The 21,936-nt window shown below is 72.3% G+C and carries 18 protein-coding genes and 3 tRNA genes; 3 read left to right on the forward strand and 18 right to left on the reverse strand.

Annotation, left to right across the window (positions count from 1 at the left end; translation table 11 throughout):
* Positions 1-17: 17 nt before the first annotated feature.
* Positions 18-90 (reverse strand) — tRNA-Glu (locus tag BTM25_RS16225).
* Positions 91-385: 295 nt separating this feature from the next.
* Here BTM25_RS16225 and BTM25_RS29995 point away from each other — a divergent pair.
* Positions 386-1,726 (forward strand): CHAP domain-containing protein, encoded by a 1,341-nt coding sequence (locus tag BTM25_RS29995; RefSeq protein ID WP_205648123.1) that lies wholly within the window; start codon positions 386-388, stop codon positions 1,724-1,726.
* Positions 1,727-1,851: 125 nt separating this feature from the next.
* On the forward strand, positions 1,852-2,316 hold the full coding sequence (locus BTM25_RS16235) for an SRPBCC family protein (protein WP_103563713.1): 465 nt from the start codon (positions 1,852-1,854) through the stop codon (positions 2,314-2,316).
* Between the two features lie 190 nt (positions 2,317-2,506).
* Here BTM25_RS16235 and BTM25_RS16240 read toward each other — a convergent pair.
* The 5 genes from BTM25_RS16240 to BTM25_RS16260 form a co-directional block, all read right to left on the reverse strand.
* Positions 2,507-2,579 (reverse strand) — tRNA-Glu (locus tag BTM25_RS16240).
* 25 nt (positions 2,580-2,604) lie between these two features.
* Positions 2,605-2,676: transfer RNA gene (locus BTM25_RS16245), tRNA-Gln, on the reverse strand.
* Positions 2,677-2,819: 143 nt separating this feature from the next.
* Entirely contained in the window at positions 2,820-3,584 is a 765-nt protein-coding gene (locus BTM25_RS16250) for a fumarylacetoacetate hydrolase family protein (protein WP_103563714.1), read from the reverse strand.
* A 44-nt stretch (positions 3,585-3,628) separates the two neighbouring features.
* Positions 3,629-4,687, reverse strand: coding sequence for a cellulose binding domain-containing protein (locus tag BTM25_RS16255; protein ID WP_103563715.1), 1,059 nt, complete (start codon positions 4,685-4,687; stop codon positions 3,629-3,631).
* Between the two features lie 66 nt (positions 4,688-4,753).
* Complete coding sequence (locus BTM25_RS16260) at positions 4,754-5,140, reverse strand: hypothetical protein (RefSeq protein WP_103564670.1); 387 nt, start codon at positions 5,138-5,140, stop codon at positions 4,754-4,756.
* 218 nt (positions 5,141-5,358) lie between these two features.
* Here BTM25_RS16260 and BTM25_RS16265 point away from each other — a divergent pair, with 218 nt between their 5' ends.
* Positions 5,359-5,700 (forward strand): antibiotic biosynthesis monooxygenase family protein, encoded by a 342-nt coding sequence (locus BTM25_RS16265; protein ID WP_103563716.1) that lies wholly within the window; start codon positions 5,359-5,361, stop codon positions 5,698-5,700.
* Between the two features lie 3 nt (positions 5,701-5,703).
* Here BTM25_RS16265 and BTM25_RS16270 read toward each other — a convergent pair whose 3' ends face one another.
* The 12 genes from BTM25_RS16270 to BTM25_RS16325 all read right to left on the reverse strand — a co-directional run bounded on the left by BTM25_RS16270 (position 5,704) and on the right by BTM25_RS16325 (position 21,923).
* Positions 5,704-5,985, reverse strand: coding sequence for a GNAT family N-acetyltransferase (locus BTM25_RS16270; protein WP_103563717.1), 282 nt, complete (start codon positions 5,983-5,985; stop codon positions 5,704-5,706).
* 20 nt (positions 5,986-6,005) lie between these two features.
* The gene (cimA, locus tag BTM25_RS16275; protein ID WP_103563718.1) at positions 6,006-7,583 is read right to left on the reverse strand and encodes a citramalate synthase; all 1,578 of its coding nucleotides are present in this window, start codon (positions 7,581-7,583) and stop codon (positions 6,006-6,008) included.
* Between the two features lie 233 nt (positions 7,584-7,816).
* Positions 7,817-8,917 (reverse strand): branched-chain amino acid aminotransferase, encoded by a 1,101-nt coding sequence (locus tag BTM25_RS16280; protein ID WP_103563719.1) that lies wholly within the window; start codon positions 8,915-8,917, stop codon positions 7,817-7,819.
* A 168-nt stretch (positions 8,918-9,085) separates the two neighbouring features.
* The gene (locus BTM25_RS16285) at positions 9,086-10,141 is read right to left on the reverse strand and encodes a 3-isopropylmalate dehydrogenase (protein WP_103563720.1); all 1,056 of its coding nucleotides are present in this window, start codon (positions 10,139-10,141) and stop codon (positions 9,086-9,088) included.
* Positions 10,142-10,522: 381 nt separating this feature from the next.
* A complete protein-coding gene (gene serA / locus BTM25_RS16290; protein ID WP_103563721.1) occupies positions 10,523-12,112 on the reverse strand; it encodes a phosphoglycerate dehydrogenase in 1,590 nt (529 codons plus the stop codon).
* A gap of 167 nt (positions 12,113-12,279) precedes the next feature.
* Positions 12,280-12,891 (reverse strand): thymidylate synthase family protein, encoded by a 612-nt coding sequence (locus tag BTM25_RS16295; protein ID WP_235828443.1) that lies wholly within the window; start codon positions 12,889-12,891, stop codon positions 12,280-12,282.
* Between the two features lie 124 nt (positions 12,892-13,015).
* Entirely contained in the window at positions 13,016-14,545 is a 1,530-nt protein-coding gene (locus tag BTM25_RS16300) for a DUF2079 domain-containing protein (protein ID WP_168212126.1), read from the reverse strand.
* A 52-nt stretch (positions 14,546-14,597) separates the two neighbouring features.
* Complete coding sequence (locus BTM25_RS16305) at positions 14,598-15,149, reverse strand: PadR family transcriptional regulator (RefSeq protein WP_103563723.1); 552 nt, start codon at positions 15,147-15,149, stop codon at positions 14,598-14,600.
* A gap of 131 nt (positions 15,150-15,280) precedes the next feature.
* Entirely contained in the window at positions 15,281-16,264 is a 984-nt protein-coding gene (gene ilvC, locus BTM25_RS16310; protein WP_103563724.1) for a ketol-acid reductoisomerase, read from the reverse strand.
* Positions 16,265-16,332: 68 nt separating this feature from the next.
* Positions 16,333-16,857 (reverse strand): acetolactate synthase small subunit, encoded by a 525-nt coding sequence (gene ilvN, locus BTM25_RS16315; RefSeq protein ID WP_103563725.1) that lies wholly within the window; start codon positions 16,855-16,857, stop codon positions 16,333-16,335.
* Positions 16,858-16,862: 5 nt separating this feature from the next.
* Positions 16,863-18,842, reverse strand: coding sequence for an acetolactate synthase large subunit (locus BTM25_RS16320; protein ID WP_328589658.1), 1,980 nt, complete (start codon positions 18,840-18,842; stop codon positions 16,863-16,865).
* 51 nt (positions 18,843-18,893) lie between these two features.
* Complete coding sequence (locus BTM25_RS16325) at positions 18,894-21,923, reverse strand: putative bifunctional diguanylate cyclase/phosphodiesterase (RefSeq protein WP_103563727.1); 3,030 nt, start codon at positions 21,921-21,923, stop codon at positions 18,894-18,896.
* Positions 21,924-21,936 lie beyond the last annotated feature (13 nt).

Raw genomic sequence — 21,936 nt, forward strand, 5'->3', positions numbered from 1 at the left:
AACTCACCGAACAGAGGTACCCCCGAGCGGATTCGAACCGCCGTTACCGCCTTGAGAGGGCGGCGTCCTAGGCCACTAGACGACGGGGGCGCGGGACCGGGCGCCACGGCGCCCGAACACCCACAAGCTTAGCCCGATGCCGCTCACTGCGCGAACCGCCGCAGGACCCCGCCCGCAGGAACGGCGGGCTGGACGGCGCCAGCGCGGGCACGCCGGCCCTTTGACACTTCTGGCCGCTATCGGACCCACGCCGGCGAGATCCCGGCGATCGACCGGCACCGACAGTAAAGAAACAGTAATGTCGGCATCCGCCACCGCAATTTCAGCAAAGCAACAGGAGAGGCTGGAAGTGCCGCATCCGACTGCGGGCAAAATGCCCGCACGCATGGCGATCATCGCGATCACCATGGTCGTCCTCGGAGCCCTCGGGCTTTCCGCAATGACCGTCCCGGCCCGAGCGGGAACGGGTGACAACTACCCCGAACCGTGGCGCTCGGCCGCCCAGGACTCCTATGTGGACTCCTGGGGTTATTACAACCGCGAATGCACGTCCTGGGTCGCCTGGGCCCTCCACGACCGAAACGGCTTCGAGATGCCGCGAGCGATCGGGAACGCCGCCAACTGGGGACCGTGGGCGAGTTCTCACGGCTATGCCGTCAACATGACGCCAGCCGCCGGTTCGGTGGCGTGGTGGAACGCCAATCATGTCGCATGGGTCGAGGCGGTCAACGGCGACAGCGTCACCATCCAGGAGTACAACTACGGCTACTCGGGACGCTACAACCGCCGGGTGATCAACCGCACGAGCGCGAGCGGATACATCCACTTCAAGGACATCGCTCCGCCCAGGCCCCCGGCGCCGGGCGCGCTGAAGAACGGCGGTTTCGAGACGTCGGGGAACTGGAGCGCGTCGAGCATCGGCTTCGCCCGCTACACCAGGACGACCGGGGGGATCGCGCCGCACGGCGGGTCCTACTTCGCGGCCGTGAGCAACGCCTCCGGGGGCGGCAGCCTCAAGCAGGACGTCCAGGGCACGGTCAAGCCGGGCTACTCGTACTGCGCGACCGCCCGGGTCACATCCCGCACCAGGGACGGCGCCCACGGCAGCATGGCCATGTGGTTCCTGGGCGGCACCCAGGAGAGCACCGGCGTCGGCTTCTCGCGGCTCGTCAAAGGCACCTGGAAACTGATCCGCACGTGCCAGACGGCGAAGTACGCGCACACCGCGATCCGGGTCGAGTTCTATCCGAGCGTCAACACGGCGGACCTGGGAATCGACGACGTCGACCTGCGCGCCGACATGGTGAAGAACGGCGGCTTCAACAACGGCCCCGACAACTGGACCAACACGGGCTCCGCGAACTTCATCACCTACGCCGGCGGATACGAAGGCTCACGCTACATGGCCACCAACGCCAAAAAGGCCGGCGACAGCATCCGCCAGGACATCGCCGTGACGATTCCAGCGGGCCGGCGCTTCTGCCTCGACGCCATGGTCCAAACGGCCGGCGGCGGCACCCACGGCGCGGTGGACATGGCGCTGTGGGGCCTGAACGGATCGGAGAAGGCCAACTTCAACACGGGCCCGATGACGACCGCGGGCTGGCGCAACATCTCCGCCTGCCGGACCTTCCAGCACGGCCAGACCACCCTGCGAGTCCAGTTCTACCCACAGGTCGGCGGCAAGACCATCGACATCGACGCGGTGTTCCTGCGGCAGATGTAGGCCCGCGCGACCGTTCATCGAAGCCCGGACGCGAGGGAGCTTGTTTGCACCCGAAGAAGAGGGGCAGAGCGGAGGGCGTCGGAACGGAGCGGTCCGCGACGGGCGGACCCCCGGAGGGAGGAGACATGGCCACCGTAGAGCAGTCGATCGACGTGGACGTCCCGGTGCGCACGGCGTACGACCAGTGGACGCAGTTCGAGGAGTTCCCCCGCTTCATGGAGGGCGTGGAACACGTCGAACAGACGACGTCCACCAAGACGCACTGGGTGACGAAGATCGCGGGCGTGACACGGGAGTTCGACGCGGAGATCACCGAACAGCTCCCGGACGAGCGGATCGCGTGGAAGTCCACGGACGGCCCCAAGCAGGCGGGCGTGGTGACGTTCCACCGCCTGGCCCCGGACAAGACGCGCGTGATGCTCCAGCTCGAACACGACCCCGAGGGTCTGGCCGAGAAGGCGGGCGAGGCCCTGAAGCTCATCCCGCACCGCGCGAAGGGCGACCTGGAGCGCTTCAAGTCGTTCGTCGAGGACCACGGCAACGAAACCGGAGCCTGGCGCGGCGAAGTCCCCCAGAACCCCACCCACTGACACCAAAATGAGAAGGAGCCCCGGCAAAAGCCGGGGCTCCTTCTCATGAAACGCAAGAACAGAACGAACCAACAACCTGCGCCCGACCAGGTGAGGGCCGCCAGGCCCGAACACCGGGGGTTCCAGGGGGTCGTCCCCCTGGGCGAGCACAGGAACACCGGGAAGTTGAGCGAAGCTCAACGAACAGGGGTACCCCCGAGCGGATTCGAACCGCCGTTACCGCCTTGAGAGGGCGGCGTCCTAGGCCACTAGACGACGGGGGCTTGCCTTGGTCCCTTACGGGATCCGCTGGGGTACCAGGACTCGAACCTAGACTAACTGAACCAGAATCAGTCGTGCTGCCGATTACACCATACCCCAGTGCCGTGAGCTGGCCCTTCCGGTTCGAACCGGCCGGGTCGCTCGCGCCTCGATGAGAATACAGGAGTCCGGGGCGCGGACCAAAACGGTTTGGGCGGCGGGACGCCGTCCGCCCCGGGCGGTCCGGGGCGGCGGCGCGGGGGTCACTCGCGGGCGACGACGCGGTTGGTGAGGTCGCCGACGCCTTCGACGGTGACGGTGACCTCGTCTCCGATGTCGAGGGGGCCGACGCCGGCGGGGGTGCCGGTGAGGATGACGTCGCCGGGCAGCAGCGTCATGACCTGGCTGACGTAAGCGACGAGGTCGGGGATCGAGTGCAGGAGTTGCGACGTCCGGGCGTCCTGCCGGGTCTCGCCGTTGACGCGCGTGGTGAGGGCGACGTCGGACGGGTCGAGTTCGGTCTCGATCCACGGCCCGAGGGGGCAGAAGGTGTCGAAGCCCTTGGCGCGCGTCCACTGCCCGTCGCGTTGCTGGAGGTCGCGGGCGGTGACGTCGTTGGCGCACGTGTAGCCGAGGATGACGTCGGCGGCGCGCGCGGCGGGGACCTCGCGGCAGAGCCGGCCGATGACGACGGCCAGCTCGCCTTCGTAGTCGACGCGCTCGGACAGCTTCTCCGGGTAGGCGACGGCCTCGCCGGGCCCGATGACGGCGGTGGACGGCTTGCTGAACAGCACCGGCTCGGCGGGCGGTTCGGCGCCCATCTCGCGAGCGTGGTCGGCGTAGTTCTTGCCGATGGCGATGACCTTGCTCGGCAGGATGGGCGCCAGCAGCCGCACGTCGGCGAGGGGGAACCGGTGCCCGGTGAAGGTCAGCTCCCCGAAGGGGTGGGCGCGGACGGCGGCGATGGTGTTCTCTTCCACCACTCCGAAAGACACGCTCTCGTCGATGGCGAACCTCGCGATACGCATGCGGGGCAGCCTATCGGGCGGCTCCGGACGGGCATCCGGGCCGGTCAGAACCCGCAGGACCGTCCGTTGACCCGGCAGTCACGGGGCGTGGCGGGCGTGCCCTCGACACCGAAGCGGACCTCGAAGGACGCGCCGGCGGGGATCGGCGCGGCGCCGGGCGCCTGCTGGATCTCGGCCTTCGCGCCGCCGTGGACGAGCCGTCCGCCCCAGACGTTCTTCACGTTGCCGTCCGGGGCGCTGAACGTCAGCTTCCACTTGGCGAGCGGCTTGCCGGTGGTGTTGGTGAAGACGATGCGGCCTTCGTAGTACCCGGCGTCCTGTTCCACGAGCTGGTACGTCACGCCGCCGCTGCCGGTGACGACGGGCGCGGGCGGCTCTCCGGGCGTCGGCTCCCCGGGCGTCGGCTCCACGCCGGGTTCCCCGACGGTCGGCGTCACGACGGGCGGGGTGCCGGTCGGCTCGGCCACCGGCGCGCCGGGCTCCTCGGACGCCGTGCCGGACGGGCTCGCGGGCGGCGCCGCGACGGACGCGCCGCCCTTCGGCGTCCCGTCCCCGGACCGGTTGGCGAACACGAGCACGCCCCCGACGATGAGCAGCAGCAGGACCAGCGCCGCTCCCCCGCCGATCAGCAGGCCGCGACGGCCTCCGGACGGCCCCGGCGGCGGCACGGGCGCCAGTCCGGGCGCGAGCGTCGCGTCGGGCGGCGGCGCCGCATGACCGACGGGCGGCACAGGCAGCGGCGCGGCGTGAGCGGCGGGCGGGCCGGGCACCTCGGGGCGCGGAGGCGGCGGCGCGGCCCCGGCGGCCACCACGGGCACCGGCGGCGGCGCGGGCGGCTCCGCGGCGTCCTCGGCGCCGAACTGGGCCGTCCAGGGCCCGGGTTCGGGCACGGGACGGTCCACGATCGTCGCGGGCGCGTCCTCGTCCGGCTCCGGGTCGTCCTCGGGCAGGTCGGTGACCGTGGCGCCGGTCAGCGGCGCGTCGGTGAGCGTCGCGGGCGGCGCGTCGGTCAGCGTCTCGTCGGCCGCGGGAGCGCCGGGCAGGGCGAACTCGGCGGTGGTCCTGTGGTCCGGGGGGACGTATCCGGATTCCTCGCCGCTCACTTCGTCATCCTCCAGGCTCCGGCCGGGTCGCTCACCTGCATCCGACGACGGCGGAGCGCATTAGGTTCACCGGGGCGCGGCGTTCTCCAGCGCGCGCCGCGCGGCCTGCCGCTGCTGCCGGTTGAGCATGTCGGTGATCAACCCGATACCGGCGGGCGTGGCGGCCTCGGGCGAGCCGGTGAGCCAGCGCGCGGCCTCGGCGAGCAGGACGCCGGGGTCGGGCGTCCCGGCGCCGGGCCGGTCGGCGAGGTGGTCGGCGAGCCGGCCGAGGACGGCGCCGAGCCGCAGCCGCGCGCCGGGGCGGCCCGCCTCGGCGGCCTCGCGGAACCACTGGGCGGCCGTCCAGAGGTCTCCGGCGCGTTCGCAGACCTCGCCGACGCGGAAGGCGGCCTCGGCGTAGCGTCCGTCCGCGGCGGACCCGGGCGTGCCGGGGCTCCAGGATCGGACGTCCATGACGATCACTCCGTGGTGCGGTTCGGTTCCGGCTCGGTGTGGCCGGGGCCACATATCGTCGCGCCAGAAGCACAAAAATGCCAGCACTTCCCCCGAATCACCCAGGATTTTTCATCCCAATCGAACAATCCGCCGAGGTCACATCGGGTCACGACCCCGGAACGCCGCGCCGCCGCGGCCGGATATGGTCGTCCCGACCGCCGAGCCAAGGGGAGATCATGTCCGTCGTCAAGATCAACGTGCTGACCGTGGACCCCGCCATGCGCGACGAGCTGGAGCGCCGGTTCGCCGGACGGGCCGGCCTGGTGGAGTCGGCCGACGGCTTCGAGGGGTTCGAGCTGCTGCGCCCGGTGGACGGCACCGACCGCTACCTCGTCTACACCCGCTGGCGCAGCGAGGACGACTTCCGCGCCTGGACCGAGAGCCAGGCGTTCCAGCGCGGCCACGCCCGCGCCGCCGCCGAGAGCGGGCACGGCCATGGGCACGGCGGCCCGGCCTCGTCCGCCGCCGAGCAGTGGAGTTTCGAGATCATCGAGACCGCCGCGCCGAAGAACGCCTGACCGCTACCGGACGACCAAATCCTGATAGTCGGGGTGCTTCTCGATCCACGCCCGGATGAACGGGCACAGCGGCACGACCCCGAGCCCGCGGGAGCGCACGTCGTCCAGCGCTCCCCGGGCCAGGGCGCCGCCCACGCCCTGCCCCTCGAACGCGGGATCGACCTCGGTGTGGGTGAAGACGACGGCGTCCGGCCGCGTCCGGTACTCGGCGAACCCGGCCAGGACGCCGTCCTGGTGGATCTCGTACCGGCCCGCCGCGCCGTTGTCGGTGATCGTTCGGTTCATGCCCCGATTGTGCCCGGCGATCAGCCCGCCTCGTAGCCCGCGTTCAGCAGGCAGTAGCTCACGGCCTCCTCCAGCGCCTGCCAGGACGCGGCGATGACGTTGTCCTCGACGCCCACCGTCCCCCACTCGCGGGTGCCGTCGCTGGACTCGATGAGGACGCGGGTCCGGGCGCTCGTCCCGTGCGAGCCCTCCAGGATGCGGACCTTGTAGTCCACCAGCTCCATCGTCGCCAGCTCCGGGTAGAGGCGGCCGAGCGCGATCCGCAGCGCGTTGTCCAGCGCGTTGACCGGCCCGTTGCCCTCACCGGTCGCGATGATCCGCTCGCCCTTGGCGTGGAGCTTGACGGTGGCCTCGCTCACCATGACGCCGTCCGCGCGGCGCTCCACGATCGTCCGCCACGACTCGACCTCGAAGTGCCGCTGCCGGACGCCGGTCAGCTCCTCGCGCAGCAGCAGCTCGAAGGACGCGTCGGCGGCCTCGAACGTGTGCCCGGTGGCCTCCAGCTCCTTCACCCGGTCCACGACGCGCTTGGCCTTCTCGCCCGACAGGTCGTAGCCCAGCTCGCGGCCCTTCAGCTCCACCGACGCGCGCCCGGCCATGCCGGACACGAGCATCCGCATGTCGTTGCCGACGGCCGCCGGGTCGATGTGCTGGTACAGGTTCGGGTCCACCTTGATGGCGGACGCGTGCAGCCCGGCCTTGTGCGCGAACGCCGACAGCCCGACGTAGGGCTGCTGCGAGCTGGGCGCGACGTTCGTGATCTCCGAGACGGCGTGCGCGATCCGCGTCATCCGGGTGAGCTGCTCGTTCGACACCAGGTCCATGCCGCGCTTGAGCTGGAGGTTCCCGACCAGCGTGAACAGGTTGGCGTTCCCGCTGCGCTCCCCGTACCCGTTGGCGCAGCCCTGGACGTGGGTGACGCCCGCCCGGACGGCCGCGAGCGAGTTCGCGACCGCGCAGCCGGAGTCGTCGTGGCAGTGGATGCCGACGCGCGCGCCCGTCCCGACGACGTCGTGGACGACGTCGGCCAGCTCGTCGGGCAGCATCCCGCCGTTGGTGTCGCAGAGCGCGACCACGTCCGCGCCCGCCTCCGCGGCCGTCCGGACGACCTCCAGCGCGTACGCCCGGTTGGCGCGGTACCCGTCGAAGAAGTGCTCGGCGTCCAGGAACACCCGCCGGCCCTCCGCGCGCAGGTGGGAGACCGTGTCGCGGATCATCGCGAGGTTCTCCTCCAGCGTCGTCCGCAGGGCCAGCTCGACGTGCCGGTCGTGGCTCTTGGCCACGAGCGTCACGACGGCGGCGCCCGAGTCGCGCAGCGCGGCCACCTGGGGGTCGTCGGCGGCGCGCGTCCCGGCCCGGCGGGTCGCGCCGAACGCGGTGAGCTGCGCGTTCTTCAGGTCGAGCTCGGTCAGAGCCCGCCGGAAGAACTCGGTGTCCTTGGGGTTGGCACCGGGCCAGCCGCCCTCGATGAACCCCACGCCGAGCCCGTCGAGGTGCCGCGCGATCGCGAGCTTGTCGGCGACGGTGAGGTTCAGGCCCTCCTGCTGGGACCCGTCGCGCAGGGTGGTGTCGTAGAGGTGGAAGGCGTCGCGTTGCATGGGTCGTGGTGACCTTTCGGGGATGGTCCCGGCGGGAGACGGAGGCGCTGGAGGCAAACAAAAAGACCCCCCACGGACGTGAGAGGTCTGCGCGCCGGCGATGTCCCGTCAGGTGCCGGCGCGCCGGCCGATAATGAGGTGACCGATACGCATGATGGTTCCAGTGTGCCACAGCGATCACACCGCCGTCACATGCCCGTCTCGGCCGGCGAGACGGGCACGCGGCGACGACGTCAGACGATCTTGTGCACCCAGCCGTACGGGTCGGGGCGGGTGCCGTACTGGATGCCGACCAGTTCCTCGCGCAGGCGCATCGACACCGGACCGGGCTCGGCACCGATCGTCCACTCGCGGTCGGCGGACTTCACCGCGCCGACCGGACTGATGATCGCGGCGGTGCCGCAGCCGAACACCTCGCTGATCTGGCCGGACTCGCAGCCCGCCTGCCACTCCTCGATGCTGATCTTGCCCTCCTCGGCGGGGATGCCGAGGTCGGGCGCGAGCTTGAGCATGGAGTCGCGGGTGACGCCGGGCAGCAGCGTGCCGGTGAGCGCCGGGGTGAGCAGCCGGGCCTGCGCGCCCGAGCCGTAGACGAACATGAGGTTCATCGACCCGACCTCCTCGACCCAGCGGTGCTCCACCGCGTCGAGCCAGACGACCTGGTCGCAGCCGTTGGCGACGGCCTGCGCCTGGCCCGCGAACGACGCCGCGTAGTTGCCGCCGGTCTTGGCCTCGCCCGTCCCGCCGGCGGCGGCGCGCGTGTAGTCCTGCGACAGCCACACCGTGACGGGCTTGATCCCGTTCTTGTAGTACAGCCCCGACGGCGACGCGATCACCGCGAACGTGAACTCCTGCGCGGGCTGGTTCACGCCGAGCGCCCGCGTCGTGGCGAACATGAACGGACGCAGGTACAGGCTGTAGCCGTCGGCCGTCGGCACCCAGTCGCGGTCGACCCGGACGAGCTGCTCCAGCGCCGCGACGAACAGCTCCTCGGGGATCTCCGGCATCGCCATCCGCCGCGCGGACCGGTTCATCCGGGCCGCGTTCATGAACGGGCGGAACGTGACGATCGAGCCGTCGTCCTGCCGGTAGGCCTTCAGGCCCTCGAACAGCTCCTGCGCGTAGTGCAGGACCTGGCTCGCCGGGTCCAGCGCGATCGGTCCGTACGGCCGCAGCCGCGCGTCGTGCCAGCCGCGCTCGGCGTCGTACTGGATCGTGACCATGTGGTCGGTGAAGTAGCGGCCCCACCCGGGGTCGGCCAGGATCCGCTCCCGCTCGGCGGCGGGGACGGGCTGCTCGTTCAGCGTGACGTCGAAGTCCGGGATGGTGCTCATCGCGTTGGGTCCTCTCGCGGATCGCCGCCCGGCCTCCTCGCCGCCGCGGCATGGTCCATCATCTGCCAAATCGACTCCTCGCGGCCACGGCGCACGACGAAAACCGGGCGCGCCGCAGGGGCGCGCCCGGAGGTCGGTCCCGCCGGAACCCGGCGGGGAGGCGCGCCGCTAGCCCGATACTCGCTTGGCGATGGCGTCGCCGATCTGCGCGGTGGACCGGGCGCCGAGCCCGGCCCGCTCGCTCAGGTCGTCGGAGACGGCGCGCTCGACGCGGCGCGCGGCGTCCGCCGCGCCGACGTGGTCGAGGAGCATCGCGACGGACAGGATCGTCGCGGTCGGGTCGGCCTTGCCCTGGCCCGCGATGTCGGGGGCGCTGCCGTGGACCGGCTCGAACATCGACGGCGCGGCGCCGCCGGGGTTGACGTTGCCGGACGCGGCGAGCCCGATGCCGCCCGCGATGGCCGCGCCGATGTCGGTGATGATGTCGCCGAACAGGTTGTCGGTGACGACGACGTCGAACCGCTGCGGCTGGTTGACGAAGAACATGGTGGCCGCGTCGACGTGGCAGTAGTCCACGCTGACCTGCGGGTACTCCGCGCCGACCTGCTTGACGACCCGCTGGTACAGCTCGCCGGCGAAGGTGAGCACGTTGTCCTTGTGGACCAAGGTCAGCTTCTTGCGGGGCCGCGCGGCGGCCTTCTCGAACGCGTACCGGACGACCCGCTCCACGCCGAACGCCGTGTTGACGCTCTCCTGCGTGGCGATCTCGTGCGGCGTGCCCTTGCGCAGGACCCCGCCGACGCCGGTGTACGGCCCCTCGGTGCCCTCCCGGACGACGATCATGTCGATGTCGTCGGGGCCGACGTCCGCGAGCGGCGTCCGCACGCCCGGGAACAGCTTCACCGGGCGCAGGTTGACGTAGTGGTCCAGCTCGAACCGGGCGCGCAGCAGCAGCCCGCGCTCCAGCACCCCGCTCGGGACCGACGGGTCGCCGACCGCGCCGAGCAGGATGACGTCCTGGCCGCGCAGTTCCTCCAGCACCGAGTCGGGCAGGGTCTCGCCCGTCCGGTGCCAGCGCGCGGCGCCGAGGTCGTAGTGCGTCTGCTCGAACGTCAGGCCGGACGCGGGGCCGATCGCCGCGAGGACCTTGAGTCCCTCGGCGACGACTTCCGGGCCGATCCCGTCACCGGGGATGACCGCGAGGCGGATGCTGCGGGAAGGCATGGCGGCACTCTACTGCAAACGTCTCAAGAACTGGTCATTGGTCTCACAGACCGAGACGGCTGCGTCAGCCGCGCCGGTCCAGGGACTTCTGCAGGGCCGAGCGCAGGTCGCGGTCGGTGTCGTGGTCGCTGGCGTTCATGGCGTGCTCCATCCGGGCGGAACGGTGTCTGAAGGAGGCGCCGGGTCGGCTGCGTGGATCGCACGGCCTGGCTCCGGACGGGGACCGGCGGGGCTGCGGACGGTGGTCGCGGGCCGCCGCGGGTCCCTTCCACGGTACCTCCGACATGGCGGAACGTCCCAGCAGGCGTCCGTTCATCTCACATGCCGAGACGAGAACGGCCCCCGCGCCCGGAGGACGCGGGGGCCGCACGACCCGGAGGGTCAGGCTTCGAGGTCCACCCGGCGGCCCATGTCCGCGCCGACCTCGGCCGAGATCGCGTCCACGAGCTGCGTCTGGACGGCCGAGTCGACGGTCAGCGCGATCAGCGCCTTGCCGCCCTTGGCGTCCCGGCCGACCTGCATGCCGGCGATGTTGACCTCCGCGTCGCCGAGCAGCTTGCCGACCGCCCCGACGATGCCGGGCCGGTCGGTGTAGGAGAAGAACGCCATGTGCGCGGTGGGCACCAGCTCCATCGCGTACCCGTTGATCTCGATGATCCGCTCGGCGTGCCGGGGGCCGGTCAGCGTGCCCGACACCGACACGACCTCGCCGTCGGCCATCGTGCCGCGCACCTGGACGACGTTGCGCCAGTCGGGGCTGTCCTCGCTGGTGGTCAGCGTGACCTCGACGCCCCGGTCGCGGGCGAGCAGCGGCGCGTTGACGAACGTGACCGACTCCTCGGTGACGTCCAGGAAGACGCCCTTCAGCGCGGCCAGCTCCAGCACCTTGACGTCGTGCGCGGTGATCTCGCCGCGCACCACGACGTCGAGCCGGACCGGGACGCCCCCGGCGAGCGCGGTGAAGATGCGGCCGAGCTTCTCGGCGAGCGGGAGGCCGGGCTTGACGTCCTCGGCGACGGCGCCGCCCTGGACGTTCACGGCGTCCGGCACGAACTCGCCCGACAGCGCCAGCTTGACCGAGCGCGCGACCTGCGTGCCCGCCTTCTCCTGCGCCTCGTGGGTGCTCGCGCCGAGGTGCGGGGTGACGACCACGTTGTCGTGGTGGAACAGGGGGCTGTCGGTGCAGGGCTCGGTGCTGAACACGTCGATGCCCGCGCCCGCGACCCGGCCGTCCTTGATCGCCAGCTCCAGCGCGGCCTCGTCCACGATCCCGCCGCGCGCGGCGTTCACGATGCGGACCGACGGCTTGACCTGGTGCAGCTCGCGGTCGCCGATGAGGCCGAGGGTCTCGGGCGTCTTCGGCAGGTGGACGGTGATGAAGTCGCTATCGCGCAGCAGCTCGTCCAGCGTGACGAGCTTGACGCCGAGCTGCGCCGCGCGGGCGGCCTGCACGTACGGGTCGTAGGCGACGACGTTCATCTCGAACGCGGCGAGGCGCTGGGCGACGAGGACGCCGATGCGGCCGAGGCCGAGGACGCCGACGGTCTTGCCCGCCAGCTCGACGCCGGTGTACTTGGAGCGCTTCCACTCGCCCTGCTTGAGGGCGGCGTGGCCCTGTGGCACGTTCCGGGCAGTGGCCAGGAGCAGCGCGATGGCGTGCTCGGCGGCGGTGACGATGTTGGACGTGGGCGCGTTGACGACCATGACGCCGGCCTTGGTGGCGGCCTCGACGTCGACGTTGTCGAGGCCGACGCCCGCGCGCGCCACGACCCGCAGCCTGCGGGCGGCGGCGAACACCTCGGCGTTGACCTTGGTGGCGCTGCGGACGATCAGGGCGTCGACGTCGGCGACGGCGGGGAGCAGCAGGCCGCGGTCGGCGCCGTCGACGTGCCGGACCTCGAAGTCCGATTCGAGGACGGCGATGCCGGCCGGGGAGAGTTCTTCTGCGACGAGGACGACGGGCTTGCTCAAGGAAGAGTCCTTACACACGTGGGCTTGTGGGGTGCTGTGATGCCGCGAGTCCACCTCGTCGTGCGCTCGCCTCCAGCGAGTCTATCCCCCGGGCGCGCACCCGTTCGCGATCGCGGTGACACACACCCGAACACCCTATATGCCGTGAAAATCCGGTATTCCCGGAATCACGCGGCATGGGGTTCGGGCTGTGCCGCCAGAACCGTCGCCACCCGGTCGATGTCGCCGATCTCGACGTGCGGGACGTCCGCGAAGATCCGCAGCGGCCCCGGCGGCAGCCCCAGCTCGGCCGCCACCCGCACCCCGACCGCGTGCAGCGGGATGCACGTCAGGTACGCCAGGTTCACGTTCAGGGTCCGGAACATGGCCGTCATGACCAGCCGGTAGCCCCGGATACGGAACGACAGCGCCGTCACGCACGGCATCGCGTCGCCCGGCGGGCCCGGGACGGTCAGCGAGATCCACGCGCTCGTCGTCCACGGCCGCGCCCGCAGCAGCTCCACCACCCAGCGGAGCTGCCCCGCGCCGTGCGCGCCGCCCGTCCCGGCGGGCAGCGGGGCCGGGGCCTGGTCGCGCGCCCGCGCGATCAGCCGCCGGTCCCCGTACTCGCGCAGGACGGGGTCCTCCCAGCTCAGGGAGGCGATCTCGAACATGATCGGCGGCCCTTCGATGACGGGTCCGGGATCGTCCATCCCGGCCTCGCCCGCCGCCCATACGTGCCGGAGGAGTCCGATCCAGGCTCCGCCGCAGGTCTCGTAGCGGTGGACTCCGAACTCCACCGCGCGTTCCCGGCCTCCGCGATCAGTCACCAGCCTCGCCCCAACCGCCGCTCGGGACGCGGGCTACGGGAGTGACGCTGCTGCGCTGCGAGACGCGCCGCGGCCCTCACGACTTCTGTTGTAATTATCGGTCAGAGAACGCGAAATGGGTAGGGATTTCTTTCCACGGAGCCATCCGCTTTCGCGCGGCGGCGTCGCCGTGGAGGATCACGAAGCCCCCGTCGCGGTAGACCTCCCGGTAACCGGCGTCCCGCAGGAGCCGGACGCGGTCGCGCTGCCGCTCCACCGAGACGAACGGGAACTCGTGCGCCCCGACGTCGGCGGCGACCCACTCGGCCCCGCGCGGCACCTGGTCCCAGAGCAGGACGCGGGTGCGGCCGGTGAGGGCGGGGCCGAGGTGGTTGGCGGCCTCGACCTCCACGCCGTCGGGGACGTGCGCGACGGCCCGCGCGGCGGCGGCGCCCCGCGCGTCCCGGACGTACAGGCTCGGCTCGGCCAGCTTCTTGAACCCGAAGACGGGGACGAGCGCGCAGGTCACGACGAGGATCCCGCCGAAGACCGCCCTGCCGTTCCAGCGCGGGCCGGCGCGGTCGCGCAGCCGGGCGGCGCCGTCGGCGGCGGCGAGCGCCAGCACCGCGACCAGGAACGCGTTGTAGTGGTAGTGCGGCGCCCACCAGTTCTCGAACCGGTCGGCGAGCATCCGCTCGGCGAGCAGCGGCACGACCGCGAGCGTCAGCGGGGACAGCAGCGGCAGCAGCAGGAACGGCAGGACGAGCAGCGCCATCGTCGCGAGCTTCTCCGGCGGGGCGCCGAGCGCGAGCACCAGGTCCCAGGGCCGGGTGACGGCGTGCCGCGCGACGCCCGGCAGATCGTCCCCGAGCCCGCCGTAGGCCCAGTAGTAGCGGTTGTCGCCGCCGAACTCGGCGATGAGCACCTGGGACGCCGCCCACGTCGCCGCGAGCCCGCAGGCGGCGAACAGGGCGCCCGCGCGCCGCTCCCCGCGCCGGGTCAGCAGGACGAGCCCGAACCCGGCGACGAGCAGCCCCATGTCCTCCTTGGCGAGCAGCAGCGCGGCGGCGGCGAGGACGGCCTGCCCGCGCCGTCCGGCGTCCCAGCGCTCGATCATGAGCGCCGACAGCGGCGGGACGAACGCGACCTCGTGGAAGTCGAACGTCAGCGCCTCGGCGACCGGCCACGACAGCGCGTACGCGGCGGCGACGGCGTAAGCGGCGCGCTCGCCGACGCGCCGCGCCGCGAACCGGAACACCGGCACGACGGCCAGCGCGAACAGCACGGCCTGCGCGGCGAGCAGCGTCGCGGGCCCGTCGTGCAGCCGGTAGAGGGGCGCGAGGACGGCCAGCAGCGGCGAGAAGTGGTCGCCGAGGATCGAGAAGCCCGGCCCGAAGCCGTTGTGGACGCCCTTCACCGGCGCGACCGGCGCCCCGAGCCTGCTGTAGGACCGGACGGCCTGGTCGAAGATCACCAGGTCGTAGGTGGTGGTGCGGAACGTCCGCAGGCGCAGCAGCGCGTAGACCGTGTAGACGGCGGCCGTCGCGACGACGAGCGCGACGAGCGCGGGACGCCGCCGGGGGATGCGAGGCGTCCGGCCGGACCGCGCGGCCCTCCGCTCCCCCACCGTGAACGCCTCGGCCACGTGCCCGGACGCTACCAGGAGACCGCGCCGTGCGCGCGGCCGGTCCCGGCCCTCAGCGGCCGGGTTCGGGGGTGCCCGCGGGCTGCGGCGCGGCGACGGCCTCGCAGTGGTCGAGCCAGCGCACCTCGGCCTCCGCCTGGAAGATCATCGAGTCCAGCACCAGCCCCCACGCGCGGGCCTCCCGGTCGGCGGGGGCGCGGTCGGCGTCGGCGCGGGCGCGGGTGAGGTCGCGCAGCGTGCGCAGGGTGGCGGCGCGCTGGACGCGGACGACGTCGGCGACGTCCACGCCCGGGGTCGTCACGGCCATCGCGAGCTTGATCGCCAGCTCGTCGCGGGGCCGGTCGGCGCGCGCCAGCGGGGTGGCGAACCAGCCCCGGACGTCGTCGTGCCCGGCCGGGGTGATGCGGTACACGAAGCGGCCCTCGCGGTCGGCGCCGACGCGGGTGATGAGGGCGTCGCGTTCGAGCCGCGCGAGCGTGGAGTAGACCTGCCCGATGTTCAGGGGCCAGGACGCCCCCGTGGAGGACTCGAAGTCGGCGCGGAGCTGGTAGCCGTAGCGGGGGCCGCGGGCCAGGAGCGCGAGCAGGCCGTGACGGATCGACATGCCAGCCAAGTATGCATACCGGGTATCCGGCGGGCAATACCGCGTATGCAGAACGGTGCGTGTCGTCCCGAAAACAGCGGGTCCGCCGCCCCCGGAAGCGGGGACGGCGGACCCGGTGCGGCGGCCGACGGTCAGTCGTTCAGCCAGCTCATCATCGGGCGCAGGGACGCGCCCGTCTTCTCGATCGGGTGCTCGGCCAGCTCCTGGCGGAACTTGCCGAACTGCACCTGGCCGCCCTCGAACTCGGCCATCAGCTCCTTGGCGAACTCGCCGGACTGGATCTCGGCGAGGATCCGCTTCATCTCGGCCTTGGTCTCGGCCGTCACGACGCGCGGGCCGCGCGTGTAGCCGCCGAACTCGGCGGTGTCCGACACCGACCAGTACATCTTCGACAGCCCGCCCTCGTAGATCAGGTCCACGATGAGCTTCATCTCGTGCAGGCACTCGAAGTAGGCGACCTCGGGCTGGTAGCCGGCCTCGATCAGCACCTCGAACCCGGTCTTGATCAGCTCGGACACGCCGCCGCACAGCACGGCCTGCTCGCCGAACAGGTCGGTCTCGGTCTCCTCGGTGAACGTGGTGCGGATGCCGCCCGCGCGCAGGCCGCCGATGCCCTTGGCGTAGGACAGCGCCAGCGGCCAGGCGTTCCCGGACGCGTCGGACTCGACGGCCACGATCACCGGCACGCCGCGCCCGGCGGTGAACTGGCGGCGCACGAGGTGGCCGGGGCCCTTCGGCGCGACCATGCAGACGTCCACGCCCGCCGGGGGCTCGATCAGCCCGTAGCGGATGTTCAGGCCGTGGCCGAAGAACAGCGCGTCGCCCTCGACCAGCGCCGGCTTGATGTCCTTCTCGTAGATCCCGCGCTGGAGGTGGTCCGGCGCGAGGATCATGATCAGGTCGGCCTCCTCGGCGGCCTCGGCCGGGGTGAGGACGCGCAGGCCCTCGGCCTCGGCCTTCTCCCGGCTCTTGGAGCCCTCGGGGAGGCCGATGCGGACGTCCACCCCCGAGTCCCGCAGGGACAGCGCGTGCGCGTGCCCCTGGCTGCCGTACCCGATGACCGCGACGTGCCGGCCCTGGATGACGCTCAGGTCCGCGTCGTCGTCATAGAACATCTCAGCCACTGTGCTGTTCTGCCTTTCGTTGTGTGCGGTTCACGCGGCCGCCGGCCGGGTCCGTGCGGTCAGGCGCTGCGCTCGATCGCGCGCAGCGACCGGTCGGTGATGGAGCGGGCCCCGCGGCCGATGGCCACCATGCCCGACTGGACCAGCTCCTTGATGCCGAACGGTTCGAGGATGCGGATCAGCGCGTCCAGTTTGTCGCGGTTGCCGGTCGCCTCGACGGTCACCGCGTCCGGCGCGACGTCCACGACCTTCGCGCGGAAGAGCTGGACGGTCTCCAGCACCTGCGAGCGGGTCTCGGCGTCCGCGCGGACCTTGATGAGGACCAGCTCGCGCTGCACCGAGCTGCCCGCGTCCAGCTCGACGATCTTCAGGACGTTCACCAGCTTGTTGAGCTGCTTGGTGACCTGCTCCAGCGGCAGGCCCTCGACGTTCACCACGATCGTCATCCGGGAGATCTCCGGGTGCTCGGTGGTGCCGACGGCCAGCGACTCGATGTTGAACCCGCGGCGGGCGAACAGGGCCGCGACGCGCGTGAGGATGCCGGGGGTGTTCTCCACCAGCACCGACAGGGTGTGCTGCGTCATCGCGGTCAGTCTCCGTTCTCCCACTCGGGGGCCAGGTCCCGAGCGATCTTGATGTCGTCGTTGGAGGTGCCGGCCGCGACCATCGGCCAGACCATCGCGTCCGGGTGGACGACGAAGTCGATCACGACCGGGGTGTCGTTGATCTCCATCGCCTTGGCGATGACGGCGTCGACGTCCTCGGGCCGCTCGCACCGGAGCCCGACGCAACCGTACGCCTCCGCGAGCTTCACGAAGTCGGGGACCCGGTTGGTGTGCAGTTTGGTGTTGGAGTAGCGGCCGTCGTAGAACAGGGTCTGCCACTGGCGGACCATGCCGAGGTTGCCGTTGTTGATGACGGCGATCTTGACCGGGATGCCCTCCAGGACGCAGGTCGCCAGCTCCTGGTTGGTCATCTGGAAGCAGCCGTCGCCGTCGATCGCCCAGACCTGGGTGTCGGGCGCGCCGACCTTGGCGCCCATCGCGGCCGGGACGGCGTAGCCCATCGTCCCCGCGCCGCCGGAGTTCAGGAACGCGCCCGGACGCTCGTACTTGATGAACTGCGCGGCCCACATCTGGTGCTGGCCGACGCCCGCGACGTAGTAGGCGTCCGGGCCGACCAGCGTGCCGATCCGCTCGATGACCTGCTGCGGGGACAGCGAGCCGTCCTCGGGCAGGTCGTAGCCGAGCGGGTAGGTGTCGCGCCAGGCGTTGAGCTGCCGCCACCAGGCCGCGTAGTCGCCGGTGCGGCCCGCGTCGTGCTCGGCCTGCACCGCGACGATCAGGTCGGCGATGACCTCGCGGGCGTCGCCGACGATCGGGACGTCCGCGTGCCGGTTCTTGGAGATCTCCGCCGGGTCGATGTCGGCGTGGACGATCCTCGCGTCCGGCGCGAAGCTGTCCAGCATCCCGGTGACGCGGTCGTCGAACCGGGCGCCGATCGCGACGAGCAGGTCCGAGCGCTGGAGCGCGCCGACCGCGCCGACCGCGCCGTGCATGCCCGGCATCCCCATGTGCTGGGGGTGGCTGTCGGGGAATGCGCCCTTGGCCATCAGCGTGGTGACGACGGGGACGCCCGTCAGCTCCGCGAGGACCTTCAGCTCCGCCGACGCGCCCGCCTTCAGGACGCCGCCGCCGACGTAGAGCACCGGCCGCTCGGCCCCGGTGATCAGCCGCGCCGCCTCCCGCACCTGCTTGGAGTGCGGACGGGTCACCGGACGGTACCCCGGCAGGTGCATCTGGACGGGCCACTCGAAGTCGAACGTGGCCTGGAGCGCGTCCTTGGCGATGTCCACCAGGACCGGTCCCGGACGGCCCGTGGAGGCGATGTGGAACGCCTCCACGATCGTCCGGGCGATGTCCTTGGCGTCGGTGACGAGGAAGTTGTGCTTGGTGATCGGCATCGTGATCCCGGCGATGTCGGCCTCCTGGAAGCCGTCGGTGCCGATCAGCGAGGTCGCCACCTGCCCGGTGATCGCGACGATCGGGACGGAGTCCATGTAGGCGTCCGAGATCGGGGTCACGAGGTTCGTCGCGCCCGGGCCGCTCGTCGCCATGCAGACGCCGACCTTCCCGGTCACCATCGCATAGCCCTGCGCCGCGTGCCCCGCGCCCTGCTCGTGCCGGACGAGGATGTGCCGCAGCTTCACCGAGTCGTAGAGCGGGTCGTAGGCCGGGAGGATGGCGCCGCCGGGAATGCCGAACACGGTGTCGACGCCGACGTTCTCCAGAGCGCGGACCAGCGCCTGGGCTCCCGTCATCTGTTCGGTCGTCATGTCCTTGGGTTTCCTTGGGGAGGGGTGGGCCTTCCGAACACGAGGGCTGGAGAGGCAGCACGGCCAACAAAAAACCCCCGCCGCCGGATGGCGGTCGAGGGGCGCGCGCAGGGGTGAAGACTTGATCAGCCTGCGCGCCGACCAAGTACTACGATGAGGTTGAGACTGCTCTGCACGTAGGCCACTCTCGCCGACTTCGCCGCCACGGTCAAATCCGTGGACACAATATCTCAGCTCGTGAGACGGACATCCCGCCGGGGGCCGGTTCCGGGCGAAAACCCCCGGTCAGCCGGGTGACAGCGCCGAGCCGGCCGCCGAGTCCGCCTGCTCCCCCGCGTCGGTGAGGCCGTCCGCGCCGAGCGGGCGGCTCGGACGCAGGTTGGTGCGCACCAGCGGCTCGACCCGGCCGACCGTCATCGGACGGGCCACCAGGAACCCCTGCCCGCGCGGGCAGCCCATCGCGCGCAGCCGGTCCAGTTGCTCGGGCCGCTCGATGCCCTCGGCGACGACCGTCAGCCCGAGGTCGCGGCCGAGCCGGACGATCGTCTCGGTCAGCAGCGTCAGCGTCTCGTCCGAGCCGAGGCCCGCCACGAACGACGGGTCGATCTTGATGATGTCGACCGGGAGCTGCCCGAGGTAGGCCAGCGACGCGTACCCGGTGCCGAAGTCGTCGATCGCCAGCCGGACGCCGAGGTCGCGCAGCGCCGACAGCCGCCGGACGTTCTGCCCGCCGTCCTCGACCAGGACCTCCTCGCGGACCTCGACCGTCAGCGCCTGCGGCGGCAGCCCCGTCTCGGCCAGCGCCCCGGCGACCGATTCCACGAAGCGCGGCGCGGCGATCTGCCGGGCGGTGAAGTTCACCGACAGGCCGACCTCGAACGACTCCTCCCGCCACCGCGCGACCTCGCGGCACGCGCGGCGCAGCACCCAGTCGCCGAGCGGGATCATCAGCCCGGACTCCTCGGCGGGCGCGATGAACTCCTCCGGCGGCACCGACTCCCCGGCCCGCCACCAGCGCACCAGCGCCTCGACGCCGGTCACGCGGGACGTCGCCAACTCCACCACCGGCTGGAACTCGACGGTGAACTGCTCGTCGGCGAGGGCGCGCTGCAGGTCGCTGCCGAGTTCGAGGCGGCGGACGACGTCGGTGTGCATGTGCGGCGCGTACACCTCGACGCGGGCGCCGCCCAGCTCCTTGGCACGGGCCATCGCGAGGTCGCCGTTGCGGATGAGGTCGGCGGCGTCCCGGCGGAGCCTGCGGCCCGCGTCCCCCCGGGCGGTGTCGGCGCCGCCCGCGCTCACGTCGCCGACGCCGACGTCGCCCGCGAACGCGATGCCGATGCTCGCCGACAGCGCGATGTCCTTGCCGCCCACCCGGTACGGCTCGGCCGACAGCAGCCGCAGCATCCGCTCGGCCAGCTCGACGGCCGCCTGCGAGTCCGTGCCGCCCGGCCCGTCGGCGGGGAGCTGGACGAGCACCGCGAACTCGTCCCCGCCCCATCGCGCGACCGTGTCGTCGGCCTGCACCGTGCCGCGCAGCCGCCGCGCGGCCTGGGCGAGGACCTGGTCGCCCGCCGCGTGCCCGGCCGAGTCGTTGACGGCGGTGAACCCGTCGATGTCGACGAACAGCACGGCGACGCGCCCCTCGTCCGGACGGGACAGGACCTCGCGGGTGCGCTCCTCGAAGTAGGCGCGGTTCGGCAGGCCGGTGAGGCCGTCGTGGAAGGTCAGGTGCGCGACCTGGCGCTGGAGGGCGGCCTGCTCGCTGAGGTCGCGGGTCGTGATCAGCAGGCTGGGCGCGCCGAGGCCGCCGTAGCGGGAGATCGTGGACTCGGTCGGCAGCCAGGTGCCGTCCGCGGCCCGGACGCGGCACGCGACCCGCATCGAGCCGGGCGGGACGAACCCGGGCCCGGCGTCCTCGTCCTCGGGGGCGTCGGCGTCGGGGTCGGCGCCGACGAAGGAGAGGAACGCGGCCCGGACGCGCGGCAGGTCCTCGGGGTGGACGACCTCGTGCAGCGACCGGCCGACCAGCTCGTCGGGCGTGTACCGGTAGGTCCGCAGCGCGCCGCCGCTCGCGAACTGGACGACGCCGTCGGTGTCGCAGATGACGACGGCGTCGTTGATGCTCTCCGACAGGGCGCGGAAGTCGTCGTCGCCCGCCGCGACCGTGCGGCGCAGCGCGTCGTTCTCGCGCAGCAGCGCCGCGAGCCGGGCCAGCAGCACGAGCGTCGCCAGGCCCGCGACGACGGACACGACCGGTTCCATGCCGTGGCCGGCGGTCAGCGAGCGGCCCGCCACGAACAGCGTCGCCGCGGCGGCCACCGCCGCGACGCCGACGCCCGGACCGACCATGCGGCCGGGCGGCTCGGCGGGGGCGCCGGGGTCGCCGGGCTCGGCGGCGCGGCCCGTCCACGGGACGAGCAGCAGCAGCGCCAGGCCCGCGATGCGCAGGATGTCGGACGGGTCGTCCGCCGGGTCCCCACCGCGCAGCCGGACGACGGTCGTCACGATGTCGGCGACGGCGAACGCGCCGAGCGCCCCGTAGCCCATCCACGCCGAGCGGCGCCCGCCGCGCGCGGCGCCGAGCACGAACGGCAGCGCCCCGCAGACGAGCACGATGTCGATCAGCGGGTACAGCAGTTCCAGCAGGAACGACGACGCCGACTCGCCCGACCGGTGGTAGAGGTCCCCGAACAGCACGACCCAGCCGAGGACGAACAGGGCGCTGCCGCAGACGTAGGTGTCGGCGACGTAGCGGACCCACGTCCCGGCGTCGCGCGCCGGCCGGATCGGCGCGATCAGCCCCGCGACCAGCGCGATGACCGCGCCGAGGTAGAACAGGTCGGGCGCCGACAGCGACAGCGCGCTGCGGGACTGGACGGTCGCGGAGATCGCCGACCCGATCGCGCCCGCGCACCACGCCGCCGCGCCGAGCCCGAACCAGCGCCAGGACGTGCGGCGCGGGTGCGGCGCGGCGGGCTCGGGGTCCCCCGGCGCCCGGTCGCCGCCGAAGCGCGGGATCCCGGCGCGCAGGCCCCGCCGGAACACCCCGACCGGGCCGGGCTGCGCGACGGCCTTGACCGGCGCGGGCGGCGGCGCGGGCTCGGGGTCGTCGGACGGCGGCCCGGGACGGCGCCGCGAGGCCAGCAGCAGGGACGCGGCGGCGGCGCCCGCCGCGACGGCCTCGGTCCAGGCGAGGAACGCGACGCCGCCCCACTCCAGCATCGAGCCGAGGGCGTACACGACGGCCGCGGCGGCGACCAGGGCGACGGGCACCGCGCCGCGCGGTGCCCGCCGGGGAAAGCCGCCGCTCATCGCGCCTCGTGTC

This window comes from Actinomadura rubteroloni (genome assembly GCF_002911665.1).
GTDB lineage: Bacteria > Actinomycetota > Actinomycetes > Streptosporangiales > Streptosporangiaceae > Spirillospora > Spirillospora rubteroloni.